Genomic DNA, 25,638 nt, shown 5'->3' on the forward strand with positions numbered 1-25,638 from the left:
GTTGATTGATACTACGCCTAAGCTATGGCATTACTATTATTTTCTTTCCTTCGATCCTGTAATGAACGCCCATCTTTTCCAGCACAACAAGTGCCTGCGATAAATTCAGATCTCTTTTTATTTCCCCGCTGAATATGATATCCGGTACCCCGTTTTCATAAACAACCCCTACGTCGTACCACCGCGACATTTGCCGCAACACTTCGTCGAGATGCGCATGATCAAACCGGAATAACCCATTCTTCCAGGCTACTACCATTTCCACATCCGCGTTGTTAATGATATTCATCTTCAGTTCATTGTTGATCTGCGCCTGCTGCCCCGGCCGAAGCATGGCAGTTTGCTGATCATGAATCATCATGATGCTTCCTTCCAGTAAGGTAGTCCGGATATTTTGTTCATCCGTATAGGCGTTCACGTTAAAGCTGGTACCTAAAACAGCTACAGTGGCTTTACTATTAACATCTACCATAAATGGCTGATCCTTATTTTTTGCCACCTCAAAATAAACTTCTCCCATTACCTTTACCTTCCGGTAGTTATCTGTGAAAACAGTTGGATAAGTGATGCTGGATTCCGCATTAAGCCAAACCGCAGTACCATCCGGTAACAGCAGCCGGTACTGGCCGCCACGGGGTGTGGTAAGCGTGTGATATTCCATCTTGCCGGCCTTTCCTTCATAATCCAGTTTGCCGCTGTCATTGTTCACTTTAAAATTTCCATTCCGTACAATATTGCCCTGCGTGCTGTCCAGCAATATTTCTTCTCCATCGCCCAGTTTCAGCACCGCACGACTGGAACCCGAAACAATTTCCCCGGAAGGAGATACATTCCCCGCCAGCGATGGTACGCTTTTTTTATAGTTGCTGATAAACCATACCGCCATAGTGGCCACCGCAGCAATCAATACCGCTGCCGCCGCGTAACGCCACCAGGAAGGGATACGGCGAACGGGTACTTCCTTATTATTATCTTCCACTGCTGCCAGTAACCGGTGCAGGATCCGCTGACTGGCATCGCCCGAAAGCGCTGGCGGCTCGGCAAACGACTGGTCGTATACCTGCTGTAATAAGGCTTCCAGGGCTGCATTGTCTTCAATATCCTTCTTCTTCAGCAATTCAAACAACGCTGTGCCTTCGGCCTCCGTAATGGTGCCGTCCAGGTACTTTTGAAGCAAGTCAGTTTCGGAAAATTTGTTCAGCTCCATATCAATAAGACTAATGAATAAAACAAATGGGTGGATGCGGAGGGAAAAAAATTATTTCAGTGACACCAGAAGTATCAGCAATGAAATATCGCCATGTTCCAGCAGGTACTCTTTTATCGACTTCACTGCCAGCGACAGGTGCTGTTTAAAGGTATTACGGGAGATGTCCATCAGTGCAGCGGCTTCTTCATATGTTTTGCCCTGCTGCCGGCAAAGGATAAATGCCTCGCGGCGTTGCGGAGGCAGGCTGGCTACCGCTTTCTGCAGCAGCTCTTCATACTGCTTTGCTTCCACGGCGTTCATTAAGGCCTGGTCGTTGATACCCAGCGAAACCCGGTGCAGTACCTCATCCCGGATCGTATCGTACAGGGAGATACGGTTTAACTGCGTTAATGCCGTATTCCTCGCCAACCGGTACAGGTAAGCCTGGAACGACGATTTAATATCCAGCTGCCCCCTTACCTCCCATATCTTCAGGAAAACATCATGTACCAGGTCTTCAGTAAGTATGGGATTCTTGGTAAATTTCAGCAGGTAATTATATATACCGCCGTGGTATTGTAAATAGATAGCTGTAAACGCCTCCTGGTTGCCAAGAGCAAGTTGGTTTAGTAATTCCTGTTCATTCATTATGCTGTGATAATATCGTTCAATCAGAAGACCGTTCACATGACGCCAGGTAAATTAAACATTAATTATCAGATTTAATAGCAGGACAGGTGATCTATTGTTTTACCCGTTTTGAACTTAACCAGATACCCGCCAGCACCAGCAGGCCGCCGGCCATCTGCCAGGGCGTAAAGGTATCTTTCAGGAAAATCACCGCAATCAACGCGCCAATCACCGGGTTTAAGTTCAGGAAGTTACCTACCTGGGCAGCCGGTAAACTTTCCAATGCCCTGTTGTAAAGAAAATAGGCCAGCGCAGAAGCAAACGCCCCCAGGTAAATAATCCCGGCCCAGGCCCTCCCGGATATTTCAGGTATGCCATGCTGATACAATTCCACAGCAGCTATAGGTATTAAAAAAGTCGAGCCAATAAAAGTACTGACAGACGTGGCTAAGATGGTATCTGTATCTTTTAAACTCCTCGATAATAACGTGTATGCACTCCAGCAACAAACCGCCAGCAGCATCAATATACTCCCCCGCAAGGTGTGCCCCCCCGCCGGACTCCCCACAAAACCCACCAGCACTACGCCCGTTACACATAATATAATACCGGCAATACTTCTGCCGCCGATATGTTCTTTCAGCAGCAATGCGGCCGGAATAGCTATGGCTACCGGTATCAAGCCCTCTACCAGCGCACCGGTAGACGCCGGGATATAAAGCATGGCAAAGTTGAAAAGGCCATAGTATACCGTAATGCCCAGGATACCCATTAACGCCAGCCTTTTATAAGGTAGCTGTTGTTTTACCTTTTTACGCTGACGAAGATAAAACGGTAAAAGCAACCCGCAGGCAATGATATGCCGCAGCGTGGCAAACAGGTAAGGAGATACTTCCTGCACCACCGTTTTGGTAACAGTAAAGGAACTGCCCCATATGAGCATAACAAACACGATACTGATAAATCCTTTTGCACGGTCAGTAATAACAATTTTTCCCACGCGTCAGTTTTTCATTTTTATCATCATCTGCCTGGAAGCCCACAGCCAGGCAACTACTACACCCATTCGCCAGGTCCTGTCCGGCTTCTTCAAAAAACCATAACAACTCCAGGATAATTATCGTCACCAGTTGAGCGGCAACCGCGTATTTTCTACCAATTTGTCTTGCTGTATATAATGTCATCTTATGTGAAAATAAAAATCATATTCCTATCCAATGTATGTGAGCTACGGTTTACCTGCCACGTTATCCTGATCCACCTCATCTTTGGGTTCCCAAAGCTCAATAATATTTCCTTCCGGATCAAGTACATGAACAAATTTACCATAGTCATACTCCGCAATCTCATCAACAATGGTTACGTTTTCTTTTTTTAGTTCCTCTACCAGCGCAACGATATTTTCCACCCGGTAATTAATCATAAATGGCTTGGCAGACGGATTGAAGTATTGGGTATCCTGCGGAAACGTACACCAGGCAGTAGCTCCTTTTTTCAACGGATCATCGGCCTGCCGCCACTCAAACGTTGCACCGTATTCACTGGTAGCCAATCCGAGGTTTTTGGCGTACCATTCGTTCATACCTTGCGGATTTTCGCATTTAAAGAATACGCCACCGAGGCCCGTTACTTTTTTCATATTTAAATGTGTTGTACGATTAAATGAATGATATAAAAACCTGGCAAGTTCCTATCAGGTATTGTGAATTTACACTTTTTCCTTTTACCTGCTTTCAAAAGCCCGCTTGTAGATTGTCATTATAAAGAAAGCCTTCAAATCAATTGATTTGAAGGCTCATCAGCTTTACTTATTTGCTCACCCTAAAACGTATATCTCATCCCCAGTTGCAGCTGCGCCCTGGAGCCGAAATAGTCAATGCTGTACGACTGCCCCGGCTCATCGAACGTGAATACCGGATAGTTCCCCGGATTCTGTTGTGTTGGAAACAGCACAGGCGTTAGCCCCACGCTGCTGGTTGAGTTGAATGTATTCGGTGAAAAATATTGTATCCCCCACTTCTTATAAAGCAGGTTGGTGAGGTTCATTACATCTGCCGTAATGGTGATGTACCGGCGTTTACCTTTATCCAGGTACAAATCATGCCCCAGGTGCAGATCTGCCTGGAAGTTCCACGGCGTTCTGCCGGTGTTCCGTTCTGTGAAGTTTCCTCTCCTGCCAGAGAGATATTTGTTGCCGTCGATAAAGGCATTAAAAGCCGCCGCCTGCTGTGCAGCCGTCAGGTTTTCCTGGTCTTTGAAATACCTGTACGCTTCATCACGGGCAGGAATATATGCCAGCGACACTTGCTGCGGAAGCCCCTGGATACTGTTATTTACAATGCCATAGGTAAACGGACTGCCCGACTGCGCACTAAAGAACAGGCTGACAGTGGTGCTGCCCGCCGCATTCCAGCTGTGATTGTAACTGATGTTGGTTACGATGCGATGGCGGATATCAAAATTGCTGTACGCCAGGGTTGGACTATTGGGCGTTAGCGACTGGTTCAGTTGCCAGTTAGACTCCATCGAGTTACGCACCCCGTTACTCAGATCTTTTGCTTCTCCGTAAGTATAGCTCACACTCACATTCAGCAGCCGGGCTATTGCACCCGATGCTGTTCCCGTGATACTGTAGCGGTATCCCTGGTTGGTATTGCTCAACAGGTAAACGTTGGTGAACTGTGGATTTACGGTACCGCTGTAAACAGGTTGCTGCCGGTTTATATCATATCCATACCAGTGCGGATTATCACTGGTATTCAATTGCTGAAACAGTACATCACTGATATTCTTTGTATACAGTCCTTCTACGGTGAATTTCCAATCGTTCTGCAAAGTATAATCGATGCCCAGGCTGGAACGGAATACCTGTGGAAATACGAAGTCGTTATCCACCAGGTCAATCTGTGTTTTCCCGCTGTTGGGATTATTGATCACGGCGCCGTTCTGTTCAATGAAGTTGCCGATACCATTGGGACCGGGTTTGATGGCATCGCTTCCGGGTGCAAAGGGTTTCTGGTCAACACGCTGATCAAAGGCCCCGTAGCTGTTGCCGGTATTGTAATAGGCGTATGCCAGCCATGCGAAAGGAATGCGTCCGGTAAACAGGCCCGCACCTCCGCGGAAGAGCAGGCGCTGATTACCGAGTGCATCATAGCGGAAACCCACTCTGGGAGATAGTTGTACCCTATTCAGGAATTTATTCCTGATACGGTTTAAAGGTGTATAGGTATAGGTGTTGCCGAAGTACGGATCGGCGGCCGCCTGGCTCATTTTATCGCTCAACACAGGTGTTTGCGGCAGGCTGGTATAGTCGGCACGCAAGCCCGGCGTAATGCGGAACTTTTCGCTCACACGGATCTCGTCCTGCACATATAAACTGTACATATTTACATTGAACTTCGCTGCAGGATTGGCCTGTATGTATTCCCTGGTATTGTTGACGTAATTATAGCTTCCCCTTACCCGGTAAGGATTATTGTCGAGAAAATCGGCGATGCTCAGGTAATCCACCCGGCCATTCCAGCTGTTCACAAACCCATAGCTGATATCATACAATTCATTGTGGGTACCCAGCAATATTTTGTGCCTGCCTTTGGTCCAGTTGAGATTCGCTGTCAGCTCCCAGGTCTTCTGCCGCATGTTAAAAATGCTGGCTTCCCTGTCGGTACCCAGATAAATAGTAGTACCGGGCGTATTACCCTGGATTTGCACCTGTGGCAGCGTGGGGTCACTCAGCGGATCACGCTTGTCGTTTACTACAGTGTAGCCCACTACCAGGTTCCCGGAAAGTTGATTATTAAAACGGCTTTTCAGCTCGGCTACGGTACTGCTCTGGTTATTTGTTTGCTCAAAGGCCATGCTGCTGAACCGGAAGTCCTGCTGGTCGCGGTCCATATGCGTAGCCTTGCTGAAGATGGTGTTGTTGCGCACCGCGAGCTGATGCCGGTCGTCAATATTCCAATCCAGCCGGTTAAAGAATTTTTGCGACTTGCTCCAGTTGGTATATACCCCGGCCGTTCCGGCGTCAAAAATATCTCCATACCGGCTTTTCACAGCGCCCGCAATAGAAGCGGCATCTGCTTCGCTGAGGATATGTGCGGTTTCCTGCTGACCAGCTGCCAGCTGGGTAGGATCCTGCCTGCGGGTAATTTCTTCATTACTGAAGAAGAACAATTTATTTTTTATAATAGGGAAACCGATACGGACGCCTGCCTGGTGATCGTAAAAATCATTCGACATCTTACCCAATGTGCCTACCCTATCCTTGCCGGTGATAGCGGCGTTACGGCCATAGCCATACACTGAGCCACTTAATGTATTAGTACCACTCCTGGTTACAGCATTTACGCTGCCTCCGGTGAAGTTACCGATCTTCACATCATAAGGCGCCAGGTATACCTGCATATCTTCTATAGCATCCAGGGAGATAGGATTGGTGCGGGTACTGCTGCCAGCCATACCGGAGGTGCCGGTTTGTCCGCCGAGTGAAGGACTGAAACCGATCACATCATTGTTAATGGCGCCATCGATAGTAACGTTGTTATAGCGGAAGTTGGTACCACCAAAACTATTGTCGCGGCTCCCCTGTGGCACCAGCCGGGTAATATCGGTAATGCTGCGGTTAGCGGTGGGCAGGTTTTTTATCTGGCTGGCAGAAATATTCTTTCCTGCGCCATAACTATCCGCACGTTGCCCGGTGGCGCGCGCCTGGATGGTTACCTGTCCCAGTTGCTGCACATTATTCTGTAAAGTAAAATCCAGTTGCTGCGCCGCTCCCAGTCTTACCATAATATTTTCCCTTGTAACCGTTGTCATTCCCATTGCGGAAACGCTCACGGTATAAGGACCTCCGATGCGCAGGTTTCCCAGGTAGTATTGTCCGTCTGCCGCCGCTGCCAGTCCATAGCGTGTACCGGAAGGCGTATGAACAGCGGTGATTACAGCGCCGGGAAATGCCTGCCCGGAGGCATCTGTAACACGGCCCGCCAATGCCCCGCTGGTTTCCTGTGAAAAAAGGAGATGCGGGAAAAGTAACATCATGATCCCGGCCAGTATAACGGAGAAGGACAAACGAATAGTAGTGTAGTTTTTACTCATGTTGATCAGGCTCTTTTCATGCTTAAAATATCTTTCTAAAAAAATCATGGTGCTGCCAGCAATACGCCATTCAGGATATGCAGTACACCATTACCTGCCGCCATATCCTGTTTTTGCAGATACACATTATCCGTATTAACGGCACCTTTCAGGGAAATACCGCCGAAACCTCCCGGCTCAGCGGGGTCCTGTAATAACACGATCTCTGTTTTATTGCCATCCAGCATTACCTGTTCATTGGTGTCTGCCGGGCCGGCGCTCAGGATATAGTCAGAGATAAATCGCCTGTTACGGAGTATATGATAGCTCAGCAACTTTTTCAGGACGGCGGGTGCGGTTTCATTTATTTGTTGAACTGTAGCATAGCCCTGGGCTACCATAGCTGCATTATTGGGCGCAAAAATGGTATAAAGTCCTTTACTGGCCACTGTATCCAGCAAACCGGAAACCTTCATGGCCTGTGCAAAAAGCGTCAGGTTTTCATCGGATGCCACCGCTTCGGCCAGCGTACTATGTACAGCAGGTTGTAACACCCGGTTGAGTACTTGTATATTGCCATTGGAAGCAGCGATATTGCTGCGCATAACTCTCGCACCATTTATGGTGATGGCAGTATCCAGTCCCCTGATCCAGTGGGTGACATATAGTTTTCCACCGCGGGAGGTTAATTCCTGGTTGAAACCATACGGCAATTTTTCCAGCTCAATACGGCCATCTATCACGTGATAACGGACCAACGACGACACAACGTCTGCATTGGTAGTAATAATACCGGGGATATCGCTATAGCCAGCCAACGCAAAGGCGGCATCGGAAGGCGCCAGCACAGTGAAGGGGCCGTCTTCCAGCAGGGTTTTGTCCATGATCCCGTGCTTCACAGCCGTACTGAACAACGACAGGTTGAAGTTATCTGCCAATACTTTTGTGATGCGGCTGTTATCTGTTTGCGGCCCCTCTGGTTTTTCTTTCCCGCAGGCAAACGAAAGCAGCAACACAAATACGATCAGCGGCGTAAACGTGAATGGACATTTATAAAAATGGTAAGTATGTTTCTTCATGATCAGTCTATTTTAAACCCTTTGGGAAGCAACAGCCGGTCTACTACATGAATGGGCCCCATCAGCGTGTTGATGTCGGCGTCAATAATGGTAGCAGCGGGCGCCTCCCCATTTTTTACATGCAGCTGGATTTTACCAGCGGCATCTTCCCTGAAAACATAGGGCATATAATAAGCCCCGTCCGGCTCTGACCCGTTTGGATCCCCCAGCTTGGGCATAATCGGATAATTAGCAACGGTACTGCTGGTGAGCATGTTGCTGTAAAAAACAATAGTGCTGTTAAGATATATGGGATAAACATTGTTAACAACAAGACCCCAATTCAGATGATAGTCGAGCATTTGGCTGGTAGCAATTGATCCCGCCATCGTGTAAGTATTCCAATCAAAGTAAGGCAACCCCCTGCGCCGGTTAAATGCCATCAGGTCTGCCACACTGTTAAATCCCGCTGCCCGGAAAGCATCATCCGTAGGTAAAAAAAAGGTGGAAAAAGTGATGTTGGGACCGGTATTAGTTCCAAACTCCTCATCTGGCGTAATCATCCAGCCATAGGACAAATAAAAATCCGCGTTGGTTGGATTTTCGTTGGGTGGGGCTCCCCATGCCGCGTTGTAGATACTATCATTAAGCTTCCATGCTTCGCGGATGATCTCCAGCATCATGGTAAAACGACCATCCATTTCTATTGTTTCCAGCACAGTTTTTTCCGGCTTTACTATCATTTGATCCAATAACCAGATGTATCCATCCCGTGCCGTTATGGAAAGGCCGCTACCCGCAACTTTGCCATTTACAATCGTTCTACCATTCTTCACCTGGAGACGCTGCCGGTAATAATAGGGATCAGCGTCAAATGTCCCGGGGATGCCATTGAGAAACCTGGCAGCACGTATACCTGGTTTATTCAGCAAACTGATGGCAGTGTAATCATCCTGCCTGTTGGTCAGGTCTTCTTTGGTAATCCGCTGGTGAAGCGTGTAGTACATCAGCAGGCTATCCAGTTCAGGGATGTCCATCGTCATCAGCACCTGTTCCGTATAGCCTTTCTGATCCAGTGCTGCATCGCTGAGCGCCAATATGGTGAACATGTTCTTTCCGGCGCTGAGCGAGTCCAGCAGATGCTGCATATGACTGCGCTGCCACGCCTTGTAAAATCGATGAGCACCGGATTGTTTCAGCGCATCGGTGAGTGATACTGTCAGTGTGTCCTCAAAGGGTATTTGTTTTCCTTCAGCCGGCAGTGTAAACTCATTCTTCTTACAGCCTCCACACATGATCGCAAACAAACAAATAAGTATATAATATTTCATTTTCAAAATACTTTATGGTGATTACTTTTTAACAGCCCATTCCGGTTTCACCAGCAAGCCTGTCATATCATGCAGTACGCCGTTTTCGCAGAGATGATCCATGTTGGCAAAATCCTTTATACTTCCGCTTACCTGCTGATAAACCTGGTTGCCCGAAGGATCTTTAGGAGATGACCAGGTGATTAAATAGTAAGGGATGCGATTGGGGTATATTCCTTCTTCATAGGCTATCAAACTAAATGAGCTGCTATCATTCCTTACAAAGGTATTATAGCTCGACTCACTATTAATGATTTCAAAGACAACCTTATCTGAAAGAAAATAGCGCTTATTGTAGAGGATATAAGCTCCAAAAAGGCGGGCGCCAATGTATTTACCGGCTTCCAGCGTATCTATATCACTTTGGCCAAGACCAGCATCCGCAAATGCTTTATTGTTGGGAGCAAATATGGTAAAAGGACCAGCTCCTGCCAGTTCATCCCATAAGCCAAATTTCTTCAGACCAGATACGAAGATGCTGTAATCAGCATGAGCGGACAGCCAATCCTGTACTGTTTTACCGGGATAAAATTTCATCACTTTATTCAGCACGTGCAGTATACCATTAGCCAGCGGTACATCCTTCCGGTAGGCCATGCTACCGCCGAAATACAGTTTATTATACGGGTATGCAGCATTACCGGGGGCATAAGTAGCGAAAGAAGTGTACAGTTCGGTACCTGCCAGTGTCATATAACGTACATCCACTCCATTCACCGGCACTTCTGCCTCTGTTAAACGCCTGGGAAGCATATGGTAGCTCATCATCTGCCGCAGGCTATCTTTGTTCATTCTTTTAAAATCGTCCGGAAATTGTATGCCCAGTTCATTGAAAGCCTGGTTGTAAGGCGCCAGTATGGTAAAGGGCCCTTTACCATTAAGTGTTTCAGTAAGACCCGTATATTCCAGCGCTGCATAAAACAGGCTAAAATCATAATTATTCTTTAAGAAATCGCCCGCAGGGCGCATGTTATCATTTGGCTTAGGCAAAGTAAGATCTGCATGCTTACAGGAAGAAATCGTAAAAGTGCAGAGGACAAACAATGCGCAATAAGCTATCATCCCAAGTATTTTATCCTGATATCTGATACTCATATCTTATTTTTTATGTTCATAGCTGATGACTAATATACCGGGGCCGGATACTTCCGTTGCACAGTAGTGAGATAAACCCGGCTGTTCACTACCTCGATAGTGCTCACCGTAGCAAACGTGCGGGGATTGTACACCCCCGAATGAATGTTGACCAGCAGATTAGGCAAATTCATCCCATTATTTTTAAAGGAAACTCCCATGTTGGCAGGACTTCCATTAACAAGGCAATTAATGGCGGCGAAATTTCCATAAGTCTGGAACGTGCCATTGCCCGACGAGTTGTAAGGATTGTCGGCTATATCCAGGCCCGGCAACAGGAACTCAAAACGCTCCCAGATATCCGTACGGATACCATCAGCTGCCACATCGGCCCACAACGGAAAGCTGTAATAGGGGCTTACAATATTGCTGCCGCTGTCCCGTTGCAATGCACCCAGGAATTTGCCCCTGTAGTTACTTAGAAACGGAGCCGTTGCCGGTTCCTGTTGATTTTTGAAGAGTGTCAGGTAGATGTTCATGTTGTCTTTGATACCACTCCTGAAAGATCTCAGTTCAGCTCCTGAAGGCTTTAAACTATTATCCGCCTGCCAAAAACCTTTGGCGCTGTAGTTATAAAAATTGACATACACCAGCGAGTCGGACAGTGGCAGTTTATAAAAATTTTCCTGACGCAAAACCATTCCCACTCTCTTTGCATTAAAATCCTTTTGCAGTATATGAAGCGTATACACTTCCCTGGCGGTAAGCTCGATAGTAGTGTCAAGTAATACATCACGCTTTAGCTTATCGTCCAGTTGAAAGAAAGGAACTTCATTACGTGGACGATAGAGGAACATGATTCTTAATCTTCCCGACGGAACCTGCGCCCAGCTGCTGAGATCAAACCCGTTCAACACCGGTCCGGCCAGTACATCCCGTTTGCCCGGATATTCAGGATTATTTACCGATGTGCTGTTACCTATCTGGGAAGGATATGGCGGAGAGTAGGAGTCGCGCTGATCCAGGAAATTTTCTACCACCTCACCTCCTACCGGCATCCCGGTGGCATCCAGTGTTGGATTGATGATCATGCATAGAAATGGTACCTTATTGTCCTTTTCTGACATGCTCAGGATATAGTTAAGATTATTAAATACCCGCAGATAAGCAGGCTCCTTAATTTGCGTATATTCCGACTTGCTGCAGCCATATATTAAAAACAACAGGCAGAGCACTGATAGCTTTGTCTTCATATTTATCTCGTGTGTTTTACAATGATCATTCTGGCTTTATCTGATAACTCCACATTGGTTCCCGACCGGCCAATCAGCGCAATGGTGTATACACCCGGCTCCTGGTCGGGCAAGTCGCGTCCGGCATTTTCATAAAGCGCTTTGCGCATAATAAAGTCCTGGCTTTTCAGCACGGGAATATCTGAAGCCCAGATACCCGGTACTATCCCAGGTGCAGAACGGTAGGCCATCATCTCAAATGCAGTTTGCCAGTAAATTCCAATTGAATAGGGCTGTTGTAATAATGGCAGGCCAGGTTGCAGGTTAATACCCTCTGTTATCAACTTTCCATTATCCTGCGTAAAAGTGGTGTAAGGATTATCCGGCGACAGGTTAAGAAAACGCCTGCTGAAGAAGAAGCCCGACTGCAGGATGTTCCCACTGGGATCATCCACATTGCCGTTACCGGTGTATTGGGTTCCACTAAGATCATTAGCCACTAACACTAAAGATGCAGTACCTGTTGTAGTTGGATATAACCAGGCGGTATAATTTTGTGCCGGGCGGAGCACCTGTTCCGTTTTGGCGATCACCTTACCTGATGCATCCGTTGCTTCGATAACATGTTGCCCCTGTACATAATTGCCATAAGCGGACGTTTGCCCGAATGAAAGTGCTTTTGCCAGATCGATACCATCGATGCGGAAACCTATCGTTTGCCTGCCTGTAAATGCATTCACACCCTGCAAACGGCTATAGGTAATATTGCCGCCCGGACTCACATCTGTAATGACCCGGAACGCATTCTGAACGGCGCCGCTTTGTACTTCCCACGGCGAAGCATCAAAATTGAAATCATAAGGCGCTACTACAATGGTATAAACTCCGCCGGGCTGAAAAGTAGTGACCGGTGCATAAGTGAGGTTGGTAGAAGCAATTTCGTTGTTCCTGATGGCAGTTATAGTAGAAGTAGGCGGATCAATGGTTATTTCGGTAGTACCGGGAACCTGGCGGCCATCAGGCGTGAGCACCCGGAACTGGTAAGTGCCATAAGGCAATTCCACATATCCGGATACCCGTTTCTCCAGGGTAACATTACTGGTTTCAGGGGCTACCAGTGTACCATCAGCATAAGCAAGACTTAAAGGCCCTATAAGATCCTCCATTTGTCCACGGGGAGAAATAACCCCATATTTATACTTCGCGCATAAATTAATAATGCGGATCTTAAAATGATCTGGCTTCGATGGCTGTGCTATTCCCCGCTCTACCGTTACATATTCGGGCTGGCCGCTGATATCCATATTTGTCAACAAATAGTAATCCAATGGCTGCACACGATCTCCCTTCAGGTTCAATTCCGGGTTATGAATACCTTCACCGGGAACCGTAAATTTCAATTGTAATGATCCGTCTGCACCAAACAAATCCTGTGGCACCTGCCAGGTAGCGCCCATACGGCCATCCTTTGGGAAGTAGTCCGTGCCCGGGTATTTACCCGCATCCGGATCATTTGCCTCCCGCTCAATAAAATTAGTCAGCTTATTTCCATTGGCAATTACCTGGTTATATCCCCCAAGATTCACAATACGCAGATTGGAAAGCGTACGGTTATTAACCTCTGTCCGGTTATCCCGTTCCACATTCATTTTTTCCTTTTTACAGGAAAACAGAATGACAAAAAGAAGCAACAACAAACTTAATTTCTTCTTCATAAATTAAAACAGATTATAGGTGAAACCCAACATCACTTCGCTGCCACGCTTATAGCTGCGGTTTACATATTCATTCCCATACCATTTGCCACCGGTATAAGGATTGGCATAAACAGTTTTGATAGCGGGGTTGAGAATATTTTTGGCATATCCTTTAAACAGCAGGCGCCTGTTGATATGCTGGCTGAATACAAAATCCAGTACCGCCACAGGGCGGGTATACAAGTCAGGTTCGCCGGTGAGGTTAATCTGTACAAGACGCTCTCCCACCATATTAAAAGTCATGGTAAGATCTGTTCCCCAACGTTTATTATTATAATTCAGCCAGGCATTCACGGAGTAAGGCGCCTGTTCAAACAACGGACTGTTTTTTGGCGTATAGCGGTCGAGCGACTTATTTGCGGCATACCGTTCCGGGCTTTTGCGGATGTTACTCTGTGCCAGCAATAAATTGGAGCCCAGGAAAAAATGACGCGCCGGTTCCCACAACATGCCCAGGTCTTTCACCACTTCCAGTTCAACACCCCAAACAGAACCGGTGTTGGGATCGTTCTGAAACTGAATGGTAGGGAACTCCGGGTAAGTAGCTGCCAACCCATCCGTTTTAAGATTAAACACTTTCACTAACTGGTTCTTTATCTGTTTCCCAAACACAGATACCGCCAGTACTTCACCCGGATTGGGGAACCACTCCCAGCGGAAGTCCGCATTCTTCGACTCCTGGTTAATCAGATTCGGATTTCCTACCACCAGGCCCATCTGAAAGGCATCAAACTCAAACACGTTGGTAATTTCACGCAACTCAGGACGCGCCAGCGCTGTATTGAAAGCGCCGCGGAAATTCATTTTACCGTTTAGCGTATAAACAGCATTCACAGAATAATAAGGCTTGTAACTGGTTTTGTACACCGAGTTGGGTTCGGTAGGCACCAAGGGAACACCTTTGCCCGGCACCGTAAGGGCAGGATCCAGGAATACACCGGATGTATCTACTGCAGAACCAATGTCGGTCATCTCAAAACGCACCCCGCCGGCTATACGAAAACTGTTCGTTAACTTCAGCGCGAGCATGCCATAAAAAGCATTGGTAGCATAATAGCCGTCGTAGTTATTGGGTGATTTCTGACTGTTATACAGAAAGCCGCCAACAGGCATCATACCTTCGTTTTGCCCGGCAGTGGGCAGCTTCACACCAATAACGCTATTGCCCACCAGGCGGTTGAGGTCTCCTTCCACATCGTATAACGACAACGCCCCTCTGCTGGAAAAATTAGACCCCGGCAAAAAAAGCTGGTTCTCCGCAAACGTGCGTTCACGAAAAAGATAGTTCGCCCCAACTTTCAACTCCTGGTGCTGACCCAAAAAAGGAAAGGGTATAGAGAGATCTGCTTTGTAGTTATAATTCTTTTCATCCAGGTTGCGCCAGCGACGGCCATTAGGCTCTGCCTGTATGATGCCATAAGAGCCAAAACCGTTCACATAGCCGGAAGTGAGTGCATACAGATGTTTGGAATAAACAAACTGCGACAAATTGTTCTGATAATACCCACCGCCTCTCGGCGTATAATCCGCCAGTGAAACAAAACGATAATCCGGGTCCTGCTGGGTTGATCTGGAACTCGCCATGTTATAGCTGAGTCGTGGTGAGTATTCACCCGCAACAAACTTGTGCTCCCCCTGCAAATTAAAAATATGAAGCGTGCGGTACGTTTGCCGGAGCGAATAAGTAGTACTCGCCACATCGCCCGGAAGACCGGTATACTCATAATGTCCGGACAAATGCGTAGCCTGCGTTTCACCACCCCAGCTACCTAAATACTGCGCACTGATTTCATGACGCGGGGAGAAACGGTAAGTTAAACCTGCCAGCACACCATAGTTCAGGGTTTGCGTGCCTGTGTTTTCTTTATAGGTGAGGTACTTCCCCATCTGCAGGTTATTGGGCGTAATGTAATTGGGGATGTTACGCGGACTGTAAACATCCCTGTTCCCCGTTACTACTCCCTGGTAAATACTATACCTGGTAAGGTCTCCGCCGGTAATGTCCGTGGTGCGGCTGTAATAATTTCCTCCCAGGATCACACCTATTTTATGCTTCCTGAATACATTATAGCTGTTACCAAAAGTGGCAGAATAAAGCTGGTTCATCGGGGCCTTCCGGTACTGCGTAGTCATTACCGGGTCAAAGCTTTGCATGATGCCATTAATGCGGTCCACCTCTTTATAAGCGGTGGTGCTGAAATTGCTGTTGGCAATCATTTTATGAATGCTCCCCACTCCTTCCGGATATTGCCTGGCAAGATCTTTAAAGTCGGCCGATAATTTTTTATTCGTGACGCGCTTACCGAGAAATCCCATCTCACTATTCCAAAAGCTATTATAACTGCCTCCCATACCAATGTTCGAGTTAACGCCTGTTTGCGCAATCACTTCCACAATAAGGCTGTCCGGAACTGATTTTGTTTTCAGTTCCACGATGCCTGCGGCAGCATCCGCCGGTTTGTCCGGCGTCATGGTTTTATAAATGGTAATGTTATCCAATAAGGAAGCCGGTACCAGGTCCAATGGTATCGTACTGCGATCAGGATCGGAAGATGCCAGCCGCACGCCGTTCAGCTGCCCGATCACGCTCCGGTCGCCCAATCCGCGAATAGCCACATATTTATCGTCCGTAACAGTTACACCGGATACCCGCTGTAGCGCCTGCGTAGTAGTAATACTCCCTGTTCGCTCAATTTGCTGGGCAGAGATGGCATCCTGGATAATGAAAGCATTTTTACGTTCGTTCAGCACGGCAATTTCTGTGCGGGTATTACGACGGGCCTGCACCGTTACTTCTCCCAATGTTTTTGAAGTATTGTTAAGGGTCACCCTGATATTACTACTCAACGCATTTACACGTACTTCATGGGTTTGATAGCCCAGGTAGCTGAATACCAGTGTAGCGCCTCCATCGGGAATGGGTATGGAAAAATTGCCATTGCCATCGGTAGCGGCGCCGGTGTTGCTATCCTTTACCTTAACTGATACACCGGGCAAAGCAGTTTTTCCATCTGTGTCAAACACCGCCCCACTCAGGCGTGCTTTTGGAGGAAGAGAAAGAATAATATAGCTGTCTTTGTCCTGGAACATCACGCCTACATCTGCCTTCATCCACTCCAAAGCCTCCCGGACACCGGCTTCCGGCTTTCGCAGACGTATAGTGCCGGCTAACCGTTTGCTGGTTGCTTCGTCGAAGGTGACTACAGCGCCGGTTTGCGCTTTTATTAAATTAATCAGTTGTAACCCGGTAATTTCCTTTTGCGGGAATTTTAATTTCTTTAGTAAAACCTGGGCTGTTGCCGCATTTATAAACAATACAAATACCAGAAATGGAATTAATAAAATTTTTCGCATGTGTCTGTTTTATACATCAAAGTGGTGTACTTAAAATTGTTTTATAGGCTATGTTCTGATACTGCAGAAAACACCGATGGAGTCATTACATTTCTCTAAAATCAGCATGACATTTAATCAGGAATCCTATTAATAAATAATGACCGATCTGTTATTTACTTTATACTTAAAGGCGCCTGTTCTTGATAAGATATCCAGTACAGTAGATAGCGGTTGCTTTGTAAAGCTGGCGGTCAGCTTTTTATTTCCAATGGCCGGTTGGCTGATCCTAATTTTAACGTCATACCAATACTCCAGCTCCTGGCAGATATCTGCCAGCGGAGTCAATTCATATGCTAATTGTTCACGCACCCAGGCAATATGCTGCAGGGTATTAATTTTCCGGATGGTAAAATCGCCCATGGCGGAAATGGTCATCTGCTCATCTGGCGCCAGTAAGCCTAACTGATGGGCGCCATACTCCACACTTACCTTACCGGTATGCAGTGTAACAGTTTGCTGGTTGGCCGCCGCAGGGGCGTTGATTTCAAATGAGGTACCCAATACCCTGGTGGTCAGTTCGCCACTGCTTACATAAAATGGTTTGTTCTCCGCAGGTTTAACATCGAAATAAGCTCTTCCTGTTACCGTCAGCGAGCGGTCGGTTTGGTTATAGGTGTCGGGATACCTGAGCCTGGTACCTGGAAACAGTGTAACCGTACTACCATCCGACAGGGTGATTTTTTTGAGACTTCCTTTGGGTGCTTCAACTTCCTGGTAAGAGGTAACAACCGCTAACTGGTTTTTTGTATTTACAGCTGCCTGTTTTTCAAAATAAATGCTGGCTACACTAATACAAAGCACCGCCACAGCAGCCGCCACCGCGTATTTCCAGTAACGCCTGTTGGGCGCAATACTGTTTACAGGATGTTTGCGGGACTGGAATTCATTCCATGCGACATTCAATTTTTCCTGGCCGGGGTGCAGTGCAGCATCGTCGTCAAAACTACTTTGCGCTTCCTTTAAACATTGCGTTACAAACTCCTGGTCTACGTCCAGTGCCAGGTACAATTCAATCAATGCTGATTCTTCAGGAGTGCTTTCCGCTTTAAAATAACGGATAAGTAAATTTCTATCCGGACGATGTAATGCTGCCATTATTGTTTGTTTAAGCATCCTCTATTAAGGACCCTACACAAAGAACAATGCTTATCAGGCGAACAACAGCTATCCGGAAAACAAACTTAATATTCCGTTAACATTGGGGCTAACGGCGCCACACACACGTTATTAAACGAGGGAGAGTGTTGGTGAGACTACTATTAAGAAACTAATGATTTCAATATTTTCATGAAACTCGTCTCTCATTACTTTAAGAGAGGCTTTGATATGGTTGTTAACCGTATTTACAGAAAGACCTGTACGGTTGGCTATTTCCTGGTGACTCAATTGTTCTTCCCGGCTCATCAAAAAAATCTTTTTCCGCTGACTGGATAACTTAAGCAATGCTACTCGGTACCGTTCCCGGATCTCCTTCATGGTAATTTCAGACTCAGGCATCACGCCTAATTTCATCAACGGAACATCATCAATCGGTTGAGATACAAGTACTTTCTTTCTCATAAAGCCAGCAATCTGCTGACGCATAATACCAAAAATGTAGTCATCAAACTGTTCTACGCCGGCAATACGCGCCCTGAACTGCCAGGTTTTCAGCAGTACATTCATTACCAGCTCTTCTGCATCTTCATTATTCTGCACTATTCTCAGTGCGGCAGCCAACAGCCGCGGGTAGAAATGATCAAATACGGGTCTGAAGGCCTGTTCATCCCCCTCTGCCCAGGCAGCTATTTTTTCTTTTATCTGAAAATTTGTCGCCATCACAAGTATTTGCGGTCTAAATGTAATACTCGTGTGTTAACTAACTATTAATAAGTTTCACCCCCGATCAGTAACATTCGCAGTCTTCATCCGTTAAATTAAACAAACCTCGATTATGAAAGCAAACATTTACTTCTTTCTACTTCTAATCTTATTTACATCTTGTAAAAAGGACAATATTGCTTATAAAAGCGATTTCAATAAGAGTTATCAGGCATGGATAAACTTCAAAGAATCGTCTGGTAATTCTTATCGTTATGCAATTGCTACCTCTTCATGGACAGGATCCAGTTCAGAGACTATTATTACCGTAAAAGAAGGGAAAGTCATTCAGCGTTCGTACATCGCTAAAAACCTTATTCCTGCAACTAATCAGTTGGAGATAATCGAAGAATGGATGGAAGATGAAAGCAAACTGGGCTCTCATGAACGAGGAGCCACTTTCAGAACTTTAGATGAGATTTACAAAGAAGTAAAAGACAAATGGTTGTTGAAAAGGGACCATGCAGACACCTACTTTGAATCAGGAAATAACGGGATGATATCCACTTGTGGATTTGTTGAAAAGGGTTGTCAGGACGATTGTTTCCAGGGCGTTCACATAAATTTTATTGAAAAGATCTAGTTTAACAAAAGATAAACAATCGGGGATACGAATTATAAGGGATATTTTTTAAAGGAGCTTACCATTGCAAATGGCACATACAGAAGAGGGCGTCTCATGAGACGCTTTGGGGTAATAGCTATCCACTTAAAATATTGAGGTATTCTGAATCAATATAAAGATATGAAAATTAATGCTTACCGGATCATTGTACCTACTATTGGAAATTTAGCCAGCAAAGCAAGAGAGAATCAAAAAAGCCTTCAGGTCGCCAGTGTTGCATTGTTGGTAATCAAAGCCAGATTAACAGGCACGGGTATTCCTAGAACATCAAGATATACAGTAATATCGATAGTGACTGCGCTACTTTTAGCCTTTAAATCAAAATTTCTTCCATGTTCCGTATGAATCGTGCCTGCACTTTCCTTTGCAAATAACAGCATTGTTAAAATGCCAGATAATAATAAGAGCTTTCTCATTTTTTTAAATTTTAGTGGTTAAAAAAAATTAACGAAGGTTTTGATCATTAGTCAGGCTACCTGCATAACCTGCGCCTGAGAAGCCAGGCGTAAAAAGGTGGCGACGCACAGCTGTGGAGGGCTTAAAATGTAAATTGCTTTCATTGGATACGTTTTTGGTAAGAAGAATCTGTTATTCATACAGCGAAATTTCCTGGAAATCTTACTGGTTGTAAGGTTATTATCTTCACTGGATTAATACATTCAAAATACTATTACAATTGTGGGTTTGAAGATTACACAAAAAAGGGTTCGGATTAAAAAAATCGGGTCTATTAACAAAATGCCAGATAACTATTGCAATACCTGTTCAAGAAAGGGGCAAGCCGTTGATTTACACATGAATTTACTGCCTTCTTTAAAATGAACCAAATTTACTATGTTAATGGGACCAGATCATGTTCCGTTTCTCCTGTGGCAGAAATATAAAGTACGTTATCAGGTATAACGAAAAGAAATAGAGCAGCCACAGGAAATAATCCTGTGGCTGCTCTATTTTATGCACTCATACCGTCAGGCGGTTTTTAGAAACCATACCGCAACCCAAACTGCATCTGCCAGCGCGACGCCATTAAATCGGTGGAATAAGGCTTTCCCGGATCCCTGAACTTGTACACCGGATACCCCTCCGATTCCACTCCGGGGATGTAAGGTACCAGTCCTACGCTGGAAGTGGAGTTATAGGTATTGGAAGCAAAATAAGACAGGCCCCATTGTTTCGAGATCAGGTTCGTCAGGTTCAGGATATCCCAGGTAAAACTTATTACATGGTTCTCTCCACTCGTAGTGCGCTTAATAATAAGATCCTGCTGGAAATGAAAATCTACGCTATAGTTCCAGGGCGTACGTGCCATATTGCGTTCTGTGAACATGCCCCTGCGGGAGCTCAGGTATTCATTATTATCAATAAACCGGTTAAAGGCATCCGCTTGTTGCTGGGCGGAAACAGGCTGCCCCTGTTCATCCACGTAGCTCTTAAAGAAGCTGATGGCCTGTCCTGCATAAGGAATGTAAGCGAGGCTCACCTGCTGCGGCGTACCCTGGGCGGTATAATTTACAAAGCCATACGTAAAGGGGCTGCCGGACTGTACACTGCCGAACAGGGAAAAGGTACTGGCTGTTACCCTGTTCCAGGCGTGCATATACCTTACCTGTGCAATAATGCGGTGACGCAGGTCAAAATTTGAATAGGCCAAACCGGGGTTGTTAGGATTTAATGCCTGGTTCAGCTGCCAGTTACTTTCCATAGAGTTACGGATACCATTCGACACATCTTTTGATTTACCGTAGGTGTATGCCACAGAAAAATTGAGCCCCATGTTAAATGTTCTGCTTACCTGCCCGGTGATGCTGTATTTATATCCCTTACTGGCATTAGACAATTCATAGGCATTGGCAAGCCAGGGATTTACGCTGCCGGAATACACGGGTTGGTTACGCCTGCCAGTGGCCGTATCATAGGCATAATAAGTGGGGTTATCCTTCAGGTTCACCTGCTGAAACAGTACGTCCTTAATAGTTTTAGTAAAAAGCCCTTCCAGGAGGTATTTAAATCCGGCGCCGTCGGTATACTCTACCGCAACGCTGCTGCGCAATACCTGCGGCATTACAAAACGGTTATCGATTACATCTACCTGTGTGGTACCTGCATTGGCATCATTCACCGTTTTTCCCTGGCTACTCACAAAACCCGCAATGCCGGGATGAGGATTATTGGGATCGCGTTTTAACGGATCGGTGCCGGGTACAAAAGGCGACGCTTCACTACCGGTGGCCTTTTGATCGTACGACCCATAAGTATCGCCGGTATTATAAAAAGCATACCCCAGCCATGCAAAAGGAATACGCCCGGTAAACAGACCGCTTCCACCGCGGATGATCAGGCGCTGATTGCCCAGCGGATCACCCCGGAAACCAATACGGAAAGAGGCTTGTGGTTTATTCAGGAATTCTTCGTTGATCTGGTTCAGCGGTGTGTATGTATAGCTACGACCAAAAGTAGGATCGGTTTCCGCTTGCTTTACTTTCCAGCTCAGATCCGGTTTTTCAGGCAGTAACGTTTTATCGAGCCGCACACCCAGCGTAAGCTTAAACCGGTCGCTGATCTGCAGTTCATCCTGTACATATCCACTCAAAAAATTAATGTTGAACACCGCTTCAGGATGATCGAGTATATAATCGCGGTCGTTGTTTTTATAGTTAAAACTGCCTTGTACACGGGCTACTTTACCTGCCAGGTAATCCGCGATACTCTGATAGGTAACACGGCCATTCCAGCTATTCACAAAACCGTAATTTACTTTATACAACTCGTTATGTGTGCCCAGTGTGAGCGTATGTTTTCCCAACCGCCAAAACACATTGTCGCTGATCTCGAACGTACGTTGCTTCATATTAAAGATAGCGGCTTCGCGGTCGGTACCCAGGAAGATGGTCGAACCAGGATCCTTACCTACAATCTGTACCTGCGGAAAATCGGCGCTACTCAGCGGATCACGGCCGTCGTGAATAAACGAGGCGCCCAGGATCAGGCTATTGGACAAACGGTCGGTAAATCTTGTTTTAATCTCCCCTACCGTTGAACTTTGATTATTCTTTTGCTTATAAGCAATGCTGGAGAAGCGGAAGTTAAACTGATCCCTTTCCATATTAATGGCTTCGGAAAGAATGGTATTGTTGCGGATGGTTATCTGCGTTTTGCTGTTTACGTTCCAGTCAAGCCGGTTAAAGAATTTCTTCGACCGGGAATAGGCATTCACCACGCCATAAGACCCCGGATCGAAATTATAATTGTGAACAGTGTAATTGCGGATGGCCTCTGCATCCGCCTGGCTCAGGATCGTAGCGGAAGCGTTGCTGCCGACTACCTGCTGGATAACGTCCTGCCGCTCGGTCACTTCCTCATTGGTAAAGAAGAACAATTTGTTTTTAATAATCGGGAACCCCACCCTGAACCCCGTCTGGTACTCGTGAAAACCAGCATCCATTTTAGCGTTCTGTTCCTGGCCGGTACGGTCGGGGCCTGTCACCGCAGCATTGCGGCCATAAGCATATATAGATCCGGTAACAATATTGGTACCACTGCGGGTTACGGCGTTGATACTGCCTCCTGTGAAATTACCGATTTTGATATCGTAGGGCGCCAGGTATACCTGCATGTCTTCTATGGCATCAAGCGAAATAGAATTTGTACGGGTAGATGATCCGGGCATGTTGGAAGTACCTGTCTGACCGCCAGCCGAAGCGCTGAAACCAATGGCATCGTTATTCACGGCTCCATCCACCGTTACGTTGTTATACCGGAAGTTACTCCCGGCAAAAGAGTTATCCCTGGAACCCTGCGGTACCATTTTCGTAATATCGGTGATGCTGCGGCTGATAGAAGGAACCGATGCAATCTGATCGCGGCCAATATTTAACCCTGTGCCATAGGTATTGGCCTTTGCTTTACTTCTTCCCGTGCCCTTAACAGTTACCGTACCCAGTTGCGTAGTGGCGGCGCTCAATGCAAAATTAAGGGTCAAAGGCTCTCCCAGCCGGATCTGCGCCACCTGCTGTCCCTGGGCTTGCATACCAATGCTGTTCACGGAAATCAGATAAGGGCCGCCCACACGGATGCCGGGAATGCTGTAACGCCCGTCGGCCGTGGTAACAGCGGTATACTTCGTACCGGAAGGTAAGTGAATAACGGTAATGATTGCCCCGGCAACCCGGTGTTGGAGCGTATCAGTAATACTACCGTTAATGCCGGTACTTGTTTCCTGCGCCTTCAGCACGAAGGAGGAAAAAAGCAGCAACAGCATATAAAAGGCGGATTGTATAATTTTCATCATTTTCATGGTATGCTTATAAAGCTTGAAAGTTATTTTAACAGGAGCACCTGGTTTACCTCCTGCACAATGCCATCCACGGCCAGTAAATCAGTTTTACTAATCTGCACATCCGGATAATTAGCCAGCGTTTTGATAGTCAGCCCGCTTTCCCTTACGGAAGGCGATGTTAAATAATCGCTGCCGCCCATGCCGTTCAGTACAAAGCCACCGGTAAAATCGGATACCGTACGGGAGTAAGTGGAATTATCAATTGCACCAGGGTCTTCAACAAGATAACTGCCAATGTATGCATGGGATCTTACGAGTACCGCAAGCGTTTCTATATCCGTCATCGTTTCTACGTAATCAACAGAGGGAATACCATAGCGGATAAAGGCATCATTATCCGGAGCGAAAACAGTTTTACCATTGGTACGGAACAGGTAATGCACGGTGCCGAAATAATTCGGAAACCTCACATCCAAACAACGGTTGATTACCGCATTAAAGATGGAAAGTTCCGGCGTATTGGCAATGAGTGCCAGCACGCTATCTTTGGGAGCAAACGCGCACCTGTTCATCTTATGTACTACCGCATCACCAAGATTAATATTGGGTTCTTTCATGGCAATACCATTAAAAAAAATACCATAGTAGTTTTTAGTAAGAATGGGGCGTTTGTCAGAAAGCGTCAATGCACTTTGACGGAAAAACCCGGCCAGCGTGGAGCTGGATATACGGCCTTTCACCACCATATATTTCAGCATGGCCAGCAAAGAGTCCTTGTTCATGGCATTGATCACGGCAGGCGACATACCCTGCGCCATAAAAGCTGAATCTACCGGTACAAAAAAAGTATAGGGGCCACCGGATAAGTAAGCGCTATCCTGCTGCAAGCCGGACCGCTGCAGCGCGGCATTGAAAATAGCGGTATTTTTTTCTGCCGCTATATATTGCTGCAAAGACAAACTGCTGGTATCTTCACCCGGCGGAGTGGTATCCTTTTTACAACCGGCCATGATCAGTACTCCCAGTGTAATAAGCCTAAAAAAATGTATCCTGCGATGTAACATATCTTCCTGGTTTTGTATTTATAGAGCAAGTATCTCTGTGATCCTGTTAACCACACTTTTCCCTGCCACTTCGTTATTGATCGGTTGATTCTGTGTATTGGTGAACTTAATCTGCGCGGGCTGAAACGGATTAATGCCATTACTGTAGAAATAATAATAGTACTTTATATCGTGGCCGCTGAGCGTAGGATAGCACACCGTATCGTTATTATTCTTCTTGAAATCATCCTGCATATCGCTGCTGAAATACTTGCCTTTGATGATATGGTTTTGCACCAGCGCTTTCAACATAACGGGATCGGCCCGCAACAAGCTGTCCATTGTGCTGATGCCCAGTCCCAGGGCAGCCGTATTGGCATTCGTAAACGCTGCATTCAGCGGAGCCATCACCGTGACGGTGTCTTTCTCAAGGGCCGCATCTATCCCTGCCCTTGCAATCGCTGCGGAGAACATAGACAGATCAGGATCTCCAGAAATACGTCGTGACAACGATGAATACAGCGCCGGTGGAATAATAGTGCTGATGACCTGGAGGGTACCATTGGTGGCCTCATTGTCGGCGGAGGTGATATTCGTGCCATTGATGGTCATCACCGTATCGGAGCCATTCACATATTTACTGAAATAAAGATCGGGCCCCAGCAGCGTTTTCAGCGGTTGGTTCCTGCCCGCCGGCCATGTTTTAAACACCTGCTTTCCGGGGATGATGAGGTAATTCATCAGGCCCACTGCATAGTCAACATCCCAGTAACTGTAATAAAACAACTGGTCAGATTTCATCACCAGCAAGGTATACGGTCCGTCTGCACGAAGTGTATCCTTCAGCCAGGGAGCATCATCGGTCTGCATTTTGGTGTAGTAAAAAAAATTATAGTTCGCTTCTAACTGGTATTGTATCCGGCCGGTGTAACCTTCCGGGTAATTGATCACCGGCGCCTGTTCAGCTTCCCTGGTGCAGGCGGTCAACGCATATAACGCAAGCATGCTGATGACACCACATTGTTTGATAAAGTTCATGGTACTGGCGT

The 25,638-nt window shown here is 46.4% G+C and carries 19 protein-coding genes; 1 reads left to right on the forward strand and 18 read right to left on the reverse strand.

The window, feature by feature from the left end; genetic code table 11:
- Window positions 1–22: 22 nt before the first annotated feature.
- From V7S65_RS31050 to V7S65_RS31115, 14 genes are all read right to left on the reverse strand, one after another.
- Window positions 23–1,207: a FecR family protein gene (locus V7S65_RS31050; RefSeq protein ID WP_336389448.1), complete on the reverse strand. Its 1,185-nt coding sequence runs from the start codon at window positions 1,205–1,207 to the stop codon at window positions 23–25.
- A gap of 51 nt (window positions 1,208–1,258) precedes the next feature.
- A complete protein-coding gene (locus tag V7S65_RS31055; protein WP_079472410.1) occupies window positions 1,259–1,837 on the reverse strand; it encodes an RNA polymerase sigma factor in 579 nt (192 codons plus the stop codon).
- 94 nt (window positions 1,838–1,931) lie between these two features.
- The gene (locus tag V7S65_RS31060) at window positions 1,932–2,819 is read right to left on the reverse strand and encodes a DMT family transporter (protein ID WP_336389449.1); all 888 of its coding nucleotides are present in this window, start codon (window positions 2,817–2,819) and stop codon (window positions 1,932–1,934) included.
- Entirely contained in the window at window positions 2,797–3,003 is a 207-nt protein-coding gene (locus tag V7S65_RS31065; protein ID WP_336389450.1) for a hypothetical protein, read from the reverse strand. Before V7S65_RS31065 ends, V7S65_RS31060 begins: the two co-directional genes overlap by 23 nt.
- A 44-nt stretch (window positions 3,004–3,047) precedes the next feature.
- Entirely contained in the window at window positions 3,048–3,458 is a 411-nt protein-coding gene (locus V7S65_RS31070; protein WP_111580278.1) for a VOC family protein, read from the reverse strand.
- 182 nt (window positions 3,459–3,640) lie between these two features.
- On the reverse strand, window positions 3,641–6,919 hold the full coding sequence (locus tag V7S65_RS31075) for a TonB-dependent receptor (RefSeq protein WP_336389451.1): 3,279 nt from the start codon (window positions 6,917–6,919) through the stop codon (window positions 3,641–3,643).
- A 44-nt stretch (window positions 6,920–6,963) separates the two neighbouring features.
- A complete protein-coding gene (locus V7S65_RS31080; RefSeq protein WP_336389452.1) occupies window positions 6,964–7,977 on the reverse strand; it encodes a fasciclin domain-containing protein in 1,014 nt (337 codons plus the stop codon).
- Window positions 7,978–7,979: 2 nt separating this feature from the next.
- The gene (locus V7S65_RS31085; protein WP_336389453.1) at window positions 7,980–9,287 is read right to left on the reverse strand and encodes a hypothetical protein; all 1,308 of its coding nucleotides are present in this window, start codon (window positions 9,285–9,287) and stop codon (window positions 7,980–7,982) included.
- Window positions 9,288–9,308: 21 nt separating this feature from the next.
- Window positions 9,309–10,421 carry a fasciclin domain-containing protein gene (locus V7S65_RS31090; RefSeq protein WP_336389454.1) on the reverse strand — a complete coding sequence of 371 codons (1,113 nt, stop codon included), beginning with the start codon at window positions 10,419–10,421 and terminating at the stop codon, window positions 9,309–9,311.
- Window positions 10,422–10,450: 29 nt separating this feature from the next.
- Window positions 10,451–11,653, reverse strand: coding sequence for a hypothetical protein (locus V7S65_RS31095; RefSeq protein WP_336389455.1), 1,203 nt, complete (start codon window positions 11,651–11,653; stop codon window positions 10,451–10,453).
- A gap of 2 nt (window positions 11,654–11,655) precedes the next feature.
- Window positions 11,656–13,347: a hypothetical protein gene (locus tag V7S65_RS31100; protein ID WP_336389456.1), complete on the reverse strand. Its 1,692-nt coding sequence runs from the start codon at window positions 13,345–13,347 to the stop codon at window positions 11,656–11,658.
- A gap of 3 nt (window positions 13,348–13,350) precedes the next feature.
- A complete protein-coding gene (locus V7S65_RS31105) occupies window positions 13,351–16,743 on the reverse strand; it encodes a TonB-dependent receptor (protein WP_336389457.1) in 3,393 nt (1,130 codons plus the stop codon).
- A 129-nt stretch (window positions 16,744–16,872) separates the two neighbouring features.
- A complete protein-coding gene (locus tag V7S65_RS31110; protein ID WP_336389458.1) occupies window positions 16,873–17,880 on the reverse strand; it encodes a FecR family protein in 1,008 nt (335 codons plus the stop codon).
- 132 nt (window positions 17,881–18,012) lie between these two features.
- Window positions 18,013–18,603, reverse strand: a complete 591-nt coding sequence (locus V7S65_RS31115) for a sigma-70 family RNA polymerase sigma factor (protein WP_336389459.1) — start codon at window positions 18,601–18,603, stop codon at window positions 18,013–18,015.
- A 115-nt stretch (window positions 18,604–18,718) separates the two neighbouring features.
- On the opposite strand from V7S65_RS31115, the gene V7S65_RS31120 reads away from it, so the two are divergent.
- The gene (locus V7S65_RS31120) at window positions 18,719–19,228 is read left to right on the forward strand and encodes a hypothetical protein (RefSeq protein WP_336389460.1); all 510 of its coding nucleotides are present in this window, start codon (window positions 18,719–18,721) and stop codon (window positions 19,226–19,228) included.
- A 242-nt stretch (window positions 19,229–19,470) separates the two neighbouring features.
- On the opposite strand, the gene V7S65_RS31125 is transcribed toward V7S65_RS31120, so the two are convergent.
- The 4 genes from V7S65_RS31125 to V7S65_RS31140 form a co-directional block, all read right to left on the reverse strand.
- A complete protein-coding gene (locus V7S65_RS31125) occupies window positions 19,471–19,686 on the reverse strand; it encodes a hypothetical protein (protein ID WP_336389461.1) in 216 nt (71 codons plus the stop codon).
- A 563-nt stretch (window positions 19,687–20,249) separates the two neighbouring features.
- The gene (locus V7S65_RS31130) at window positions 20,250–23,558 is read right to left on the reverse strand and encodes a TonB-dependent receptor (protein ID WP_336389462.1); all 3,309 of its coding nucleotides are present in this window, start codon (window positions 23,556–23,558) and stop codon (window positions 20,250–20,252) included.
- Between the two features lie 29 nt (window positions 23,559–23,587).
- Entirely contained in the window at window positions 23,588–24,610 is a 1,023-nt protein-coding gene (locus V7S65_RS31135; protein ID WP_336389463.1) for a fasciclin domain-containing protein, read from the reverse strand.
- Window positions 24,611–24,628: 18 nt separating this feature from the next.
- Complete coding sequence (locus tag V7S65_RS31140; RefSeq protein WP_336389464.1) at window positions 24,629–25,627, reverse strand: fasciclin domain-containing protein; 999 nt, start codon at window positions 25,625–25,627, stop codon at window positions 24,629–24,631.
- Between the last annotated feature and the right edge of the window lie 11 nt (window positions 25,628–25,638).

Source organism: Chitinophaga sp. CCNWYY40 (assembly GCF_037483205.1).
GTDB lineage: Bacteria > Bacteroidota > Bacteroidia > Chitinophagales > Chitinophagaceae > Chitinophaga > Chitinophaga ginsengisegetis.

What these genes read in the sequence shown, in the direction of transcription:
- V7S65_RS31050 (WP_336389448.1), bottom strand. Translation starts at nt 1,207, where the DNA reads ATGGAGCTGAACAAATTTTCCGAAACTGACTTGCTTCAAAAGTACCTG.
- V7S65_RS31055 (WP_079472410.1), bottom strand. Translation starts at nt 1,837, where the DNA reads ATGAATGAACAGGAATTACTAAACCAACTTGCTCTTGGCAACCAGGAG.
- V7S65_RS31065 (WP_336389450.1), bottom strand. Translation starts at nt 3,003, where the DNA reads ATGACATTATATACAGCAAGACAAATTGGTAGAAAATACGCGGTTGCC.
- V7S65_RS31070 (WP_111580278.1), bottom strand. Translation starts at nt 3,458, where the DNA reads ATGAAAAAAGTAACGGGCCTCGGTGGCGTATTCTTTAAATGCGAAAAT.
- V7S65_RS31075 (WP_336389451.1), bottom strand. Translation starts at nt 6,919, where the DNA reads ATGAGTAAAAACTACACTACTATTCGTTTGTCCTTCTCCGTTATACTG.
- V7S65_RS31080 (WP_336389452.1), bottom strand. Translation starts at nt 7,977, where the DNA reads ATGAAGAAACATACTTACCATTTTTATAAATGTCCATTCACGTTTACG.
- V7S65_RS31085 (WP_336389453.1), bottom strand. Translation starts at nt 9,287, where the DNA reads ATGAAATATTATATACTTATTTGTTTGTTTGCGATCATGTGTGGAGGC.
- V7S65_RS31090 (WP_336389454.1), bottom strand. Translation starts at nt 10,421, where the DNA reads ATGAGTATCAGATATCAGGATAAAATACTTGGGATGATAGCTTATTGC.
- V7S65_RS31095 (WP_336389455.1), bottom strand. Translation starts at nt 11,653, where the DNA reads ATGAAGACAAAGCTATCAGTGCTCTGCCTGTTGTTTTTAATATATGGC.
- V7S65_RS31100 (WP_336389456.1), bottom strand. Translation starts at nt 13,347, where the DNA reads ATGAAGAAGAAATTAAGTTTGTTGTTGCTTCTTTTTGTCATTCTGTTT.
- V7S65_RS31105 (WP_336389457.1), bottom strand. Translation starts at nt 16,743, where the DNA reads ATGCGAAAAATTTTATTAATTCCATTTCTGGTATTTGTATTGTTTATA.
- V7S65_RS31110 (WP_336389458.1), bottom strand. Translation starts at nt 17,880, where the DNA reads ATGGCAGCATTACATCGTCCGGATAGAAATTTACTTATCCGTTATTTT.
- V7S65_RS31115 (WP_336389459.1), bottom strand. Translation starts at nt 18,603, where the DNA reads ATGGCGACAAATTTTCAGATAAAAGAAAAAATAGCTGCCTGGGCAGAG.
- V7S65_RS31120 (WP_336389460.1), top strand. Translation starts at nt 18,719, where the DNA reads ATGAAAGCAAACATTTACTTCTTTCTACTTCTAATCTTATTTACATCT.
- V7S65_RS31125 (WP_336389461.1), bottom strand. Translation starts at nt 19,686, where the DNA reads ATGAGAAAGCTCTTATTATTATCTGGCATTTTAACAATGCTGTTATTT.
- V7S65_RS31130 (WP_336389462.1), bottom strand. Translation starts at nt 23,558, where the DNA reads ATGATGAAAATTATACAATCCGCCTTTTATATGCTGTTGCTGCTTTTT.
- V7S65_RS31135 (WP_336389463.1), bottom strand. Translation starts at nt 24,610, where the DNA reads ATGTTACATCGCAGGATACATTTTTTTAGGCTTATTACACTGGGAGTA.
- V7S65_RS31140 (WP_336389464.1), bottom strand. Translation starts at nt 25,627, where the DNA reads ATGAACTTTATCAAACAATGTGGTGTCATCAGCATGCTTGCGTTATAT.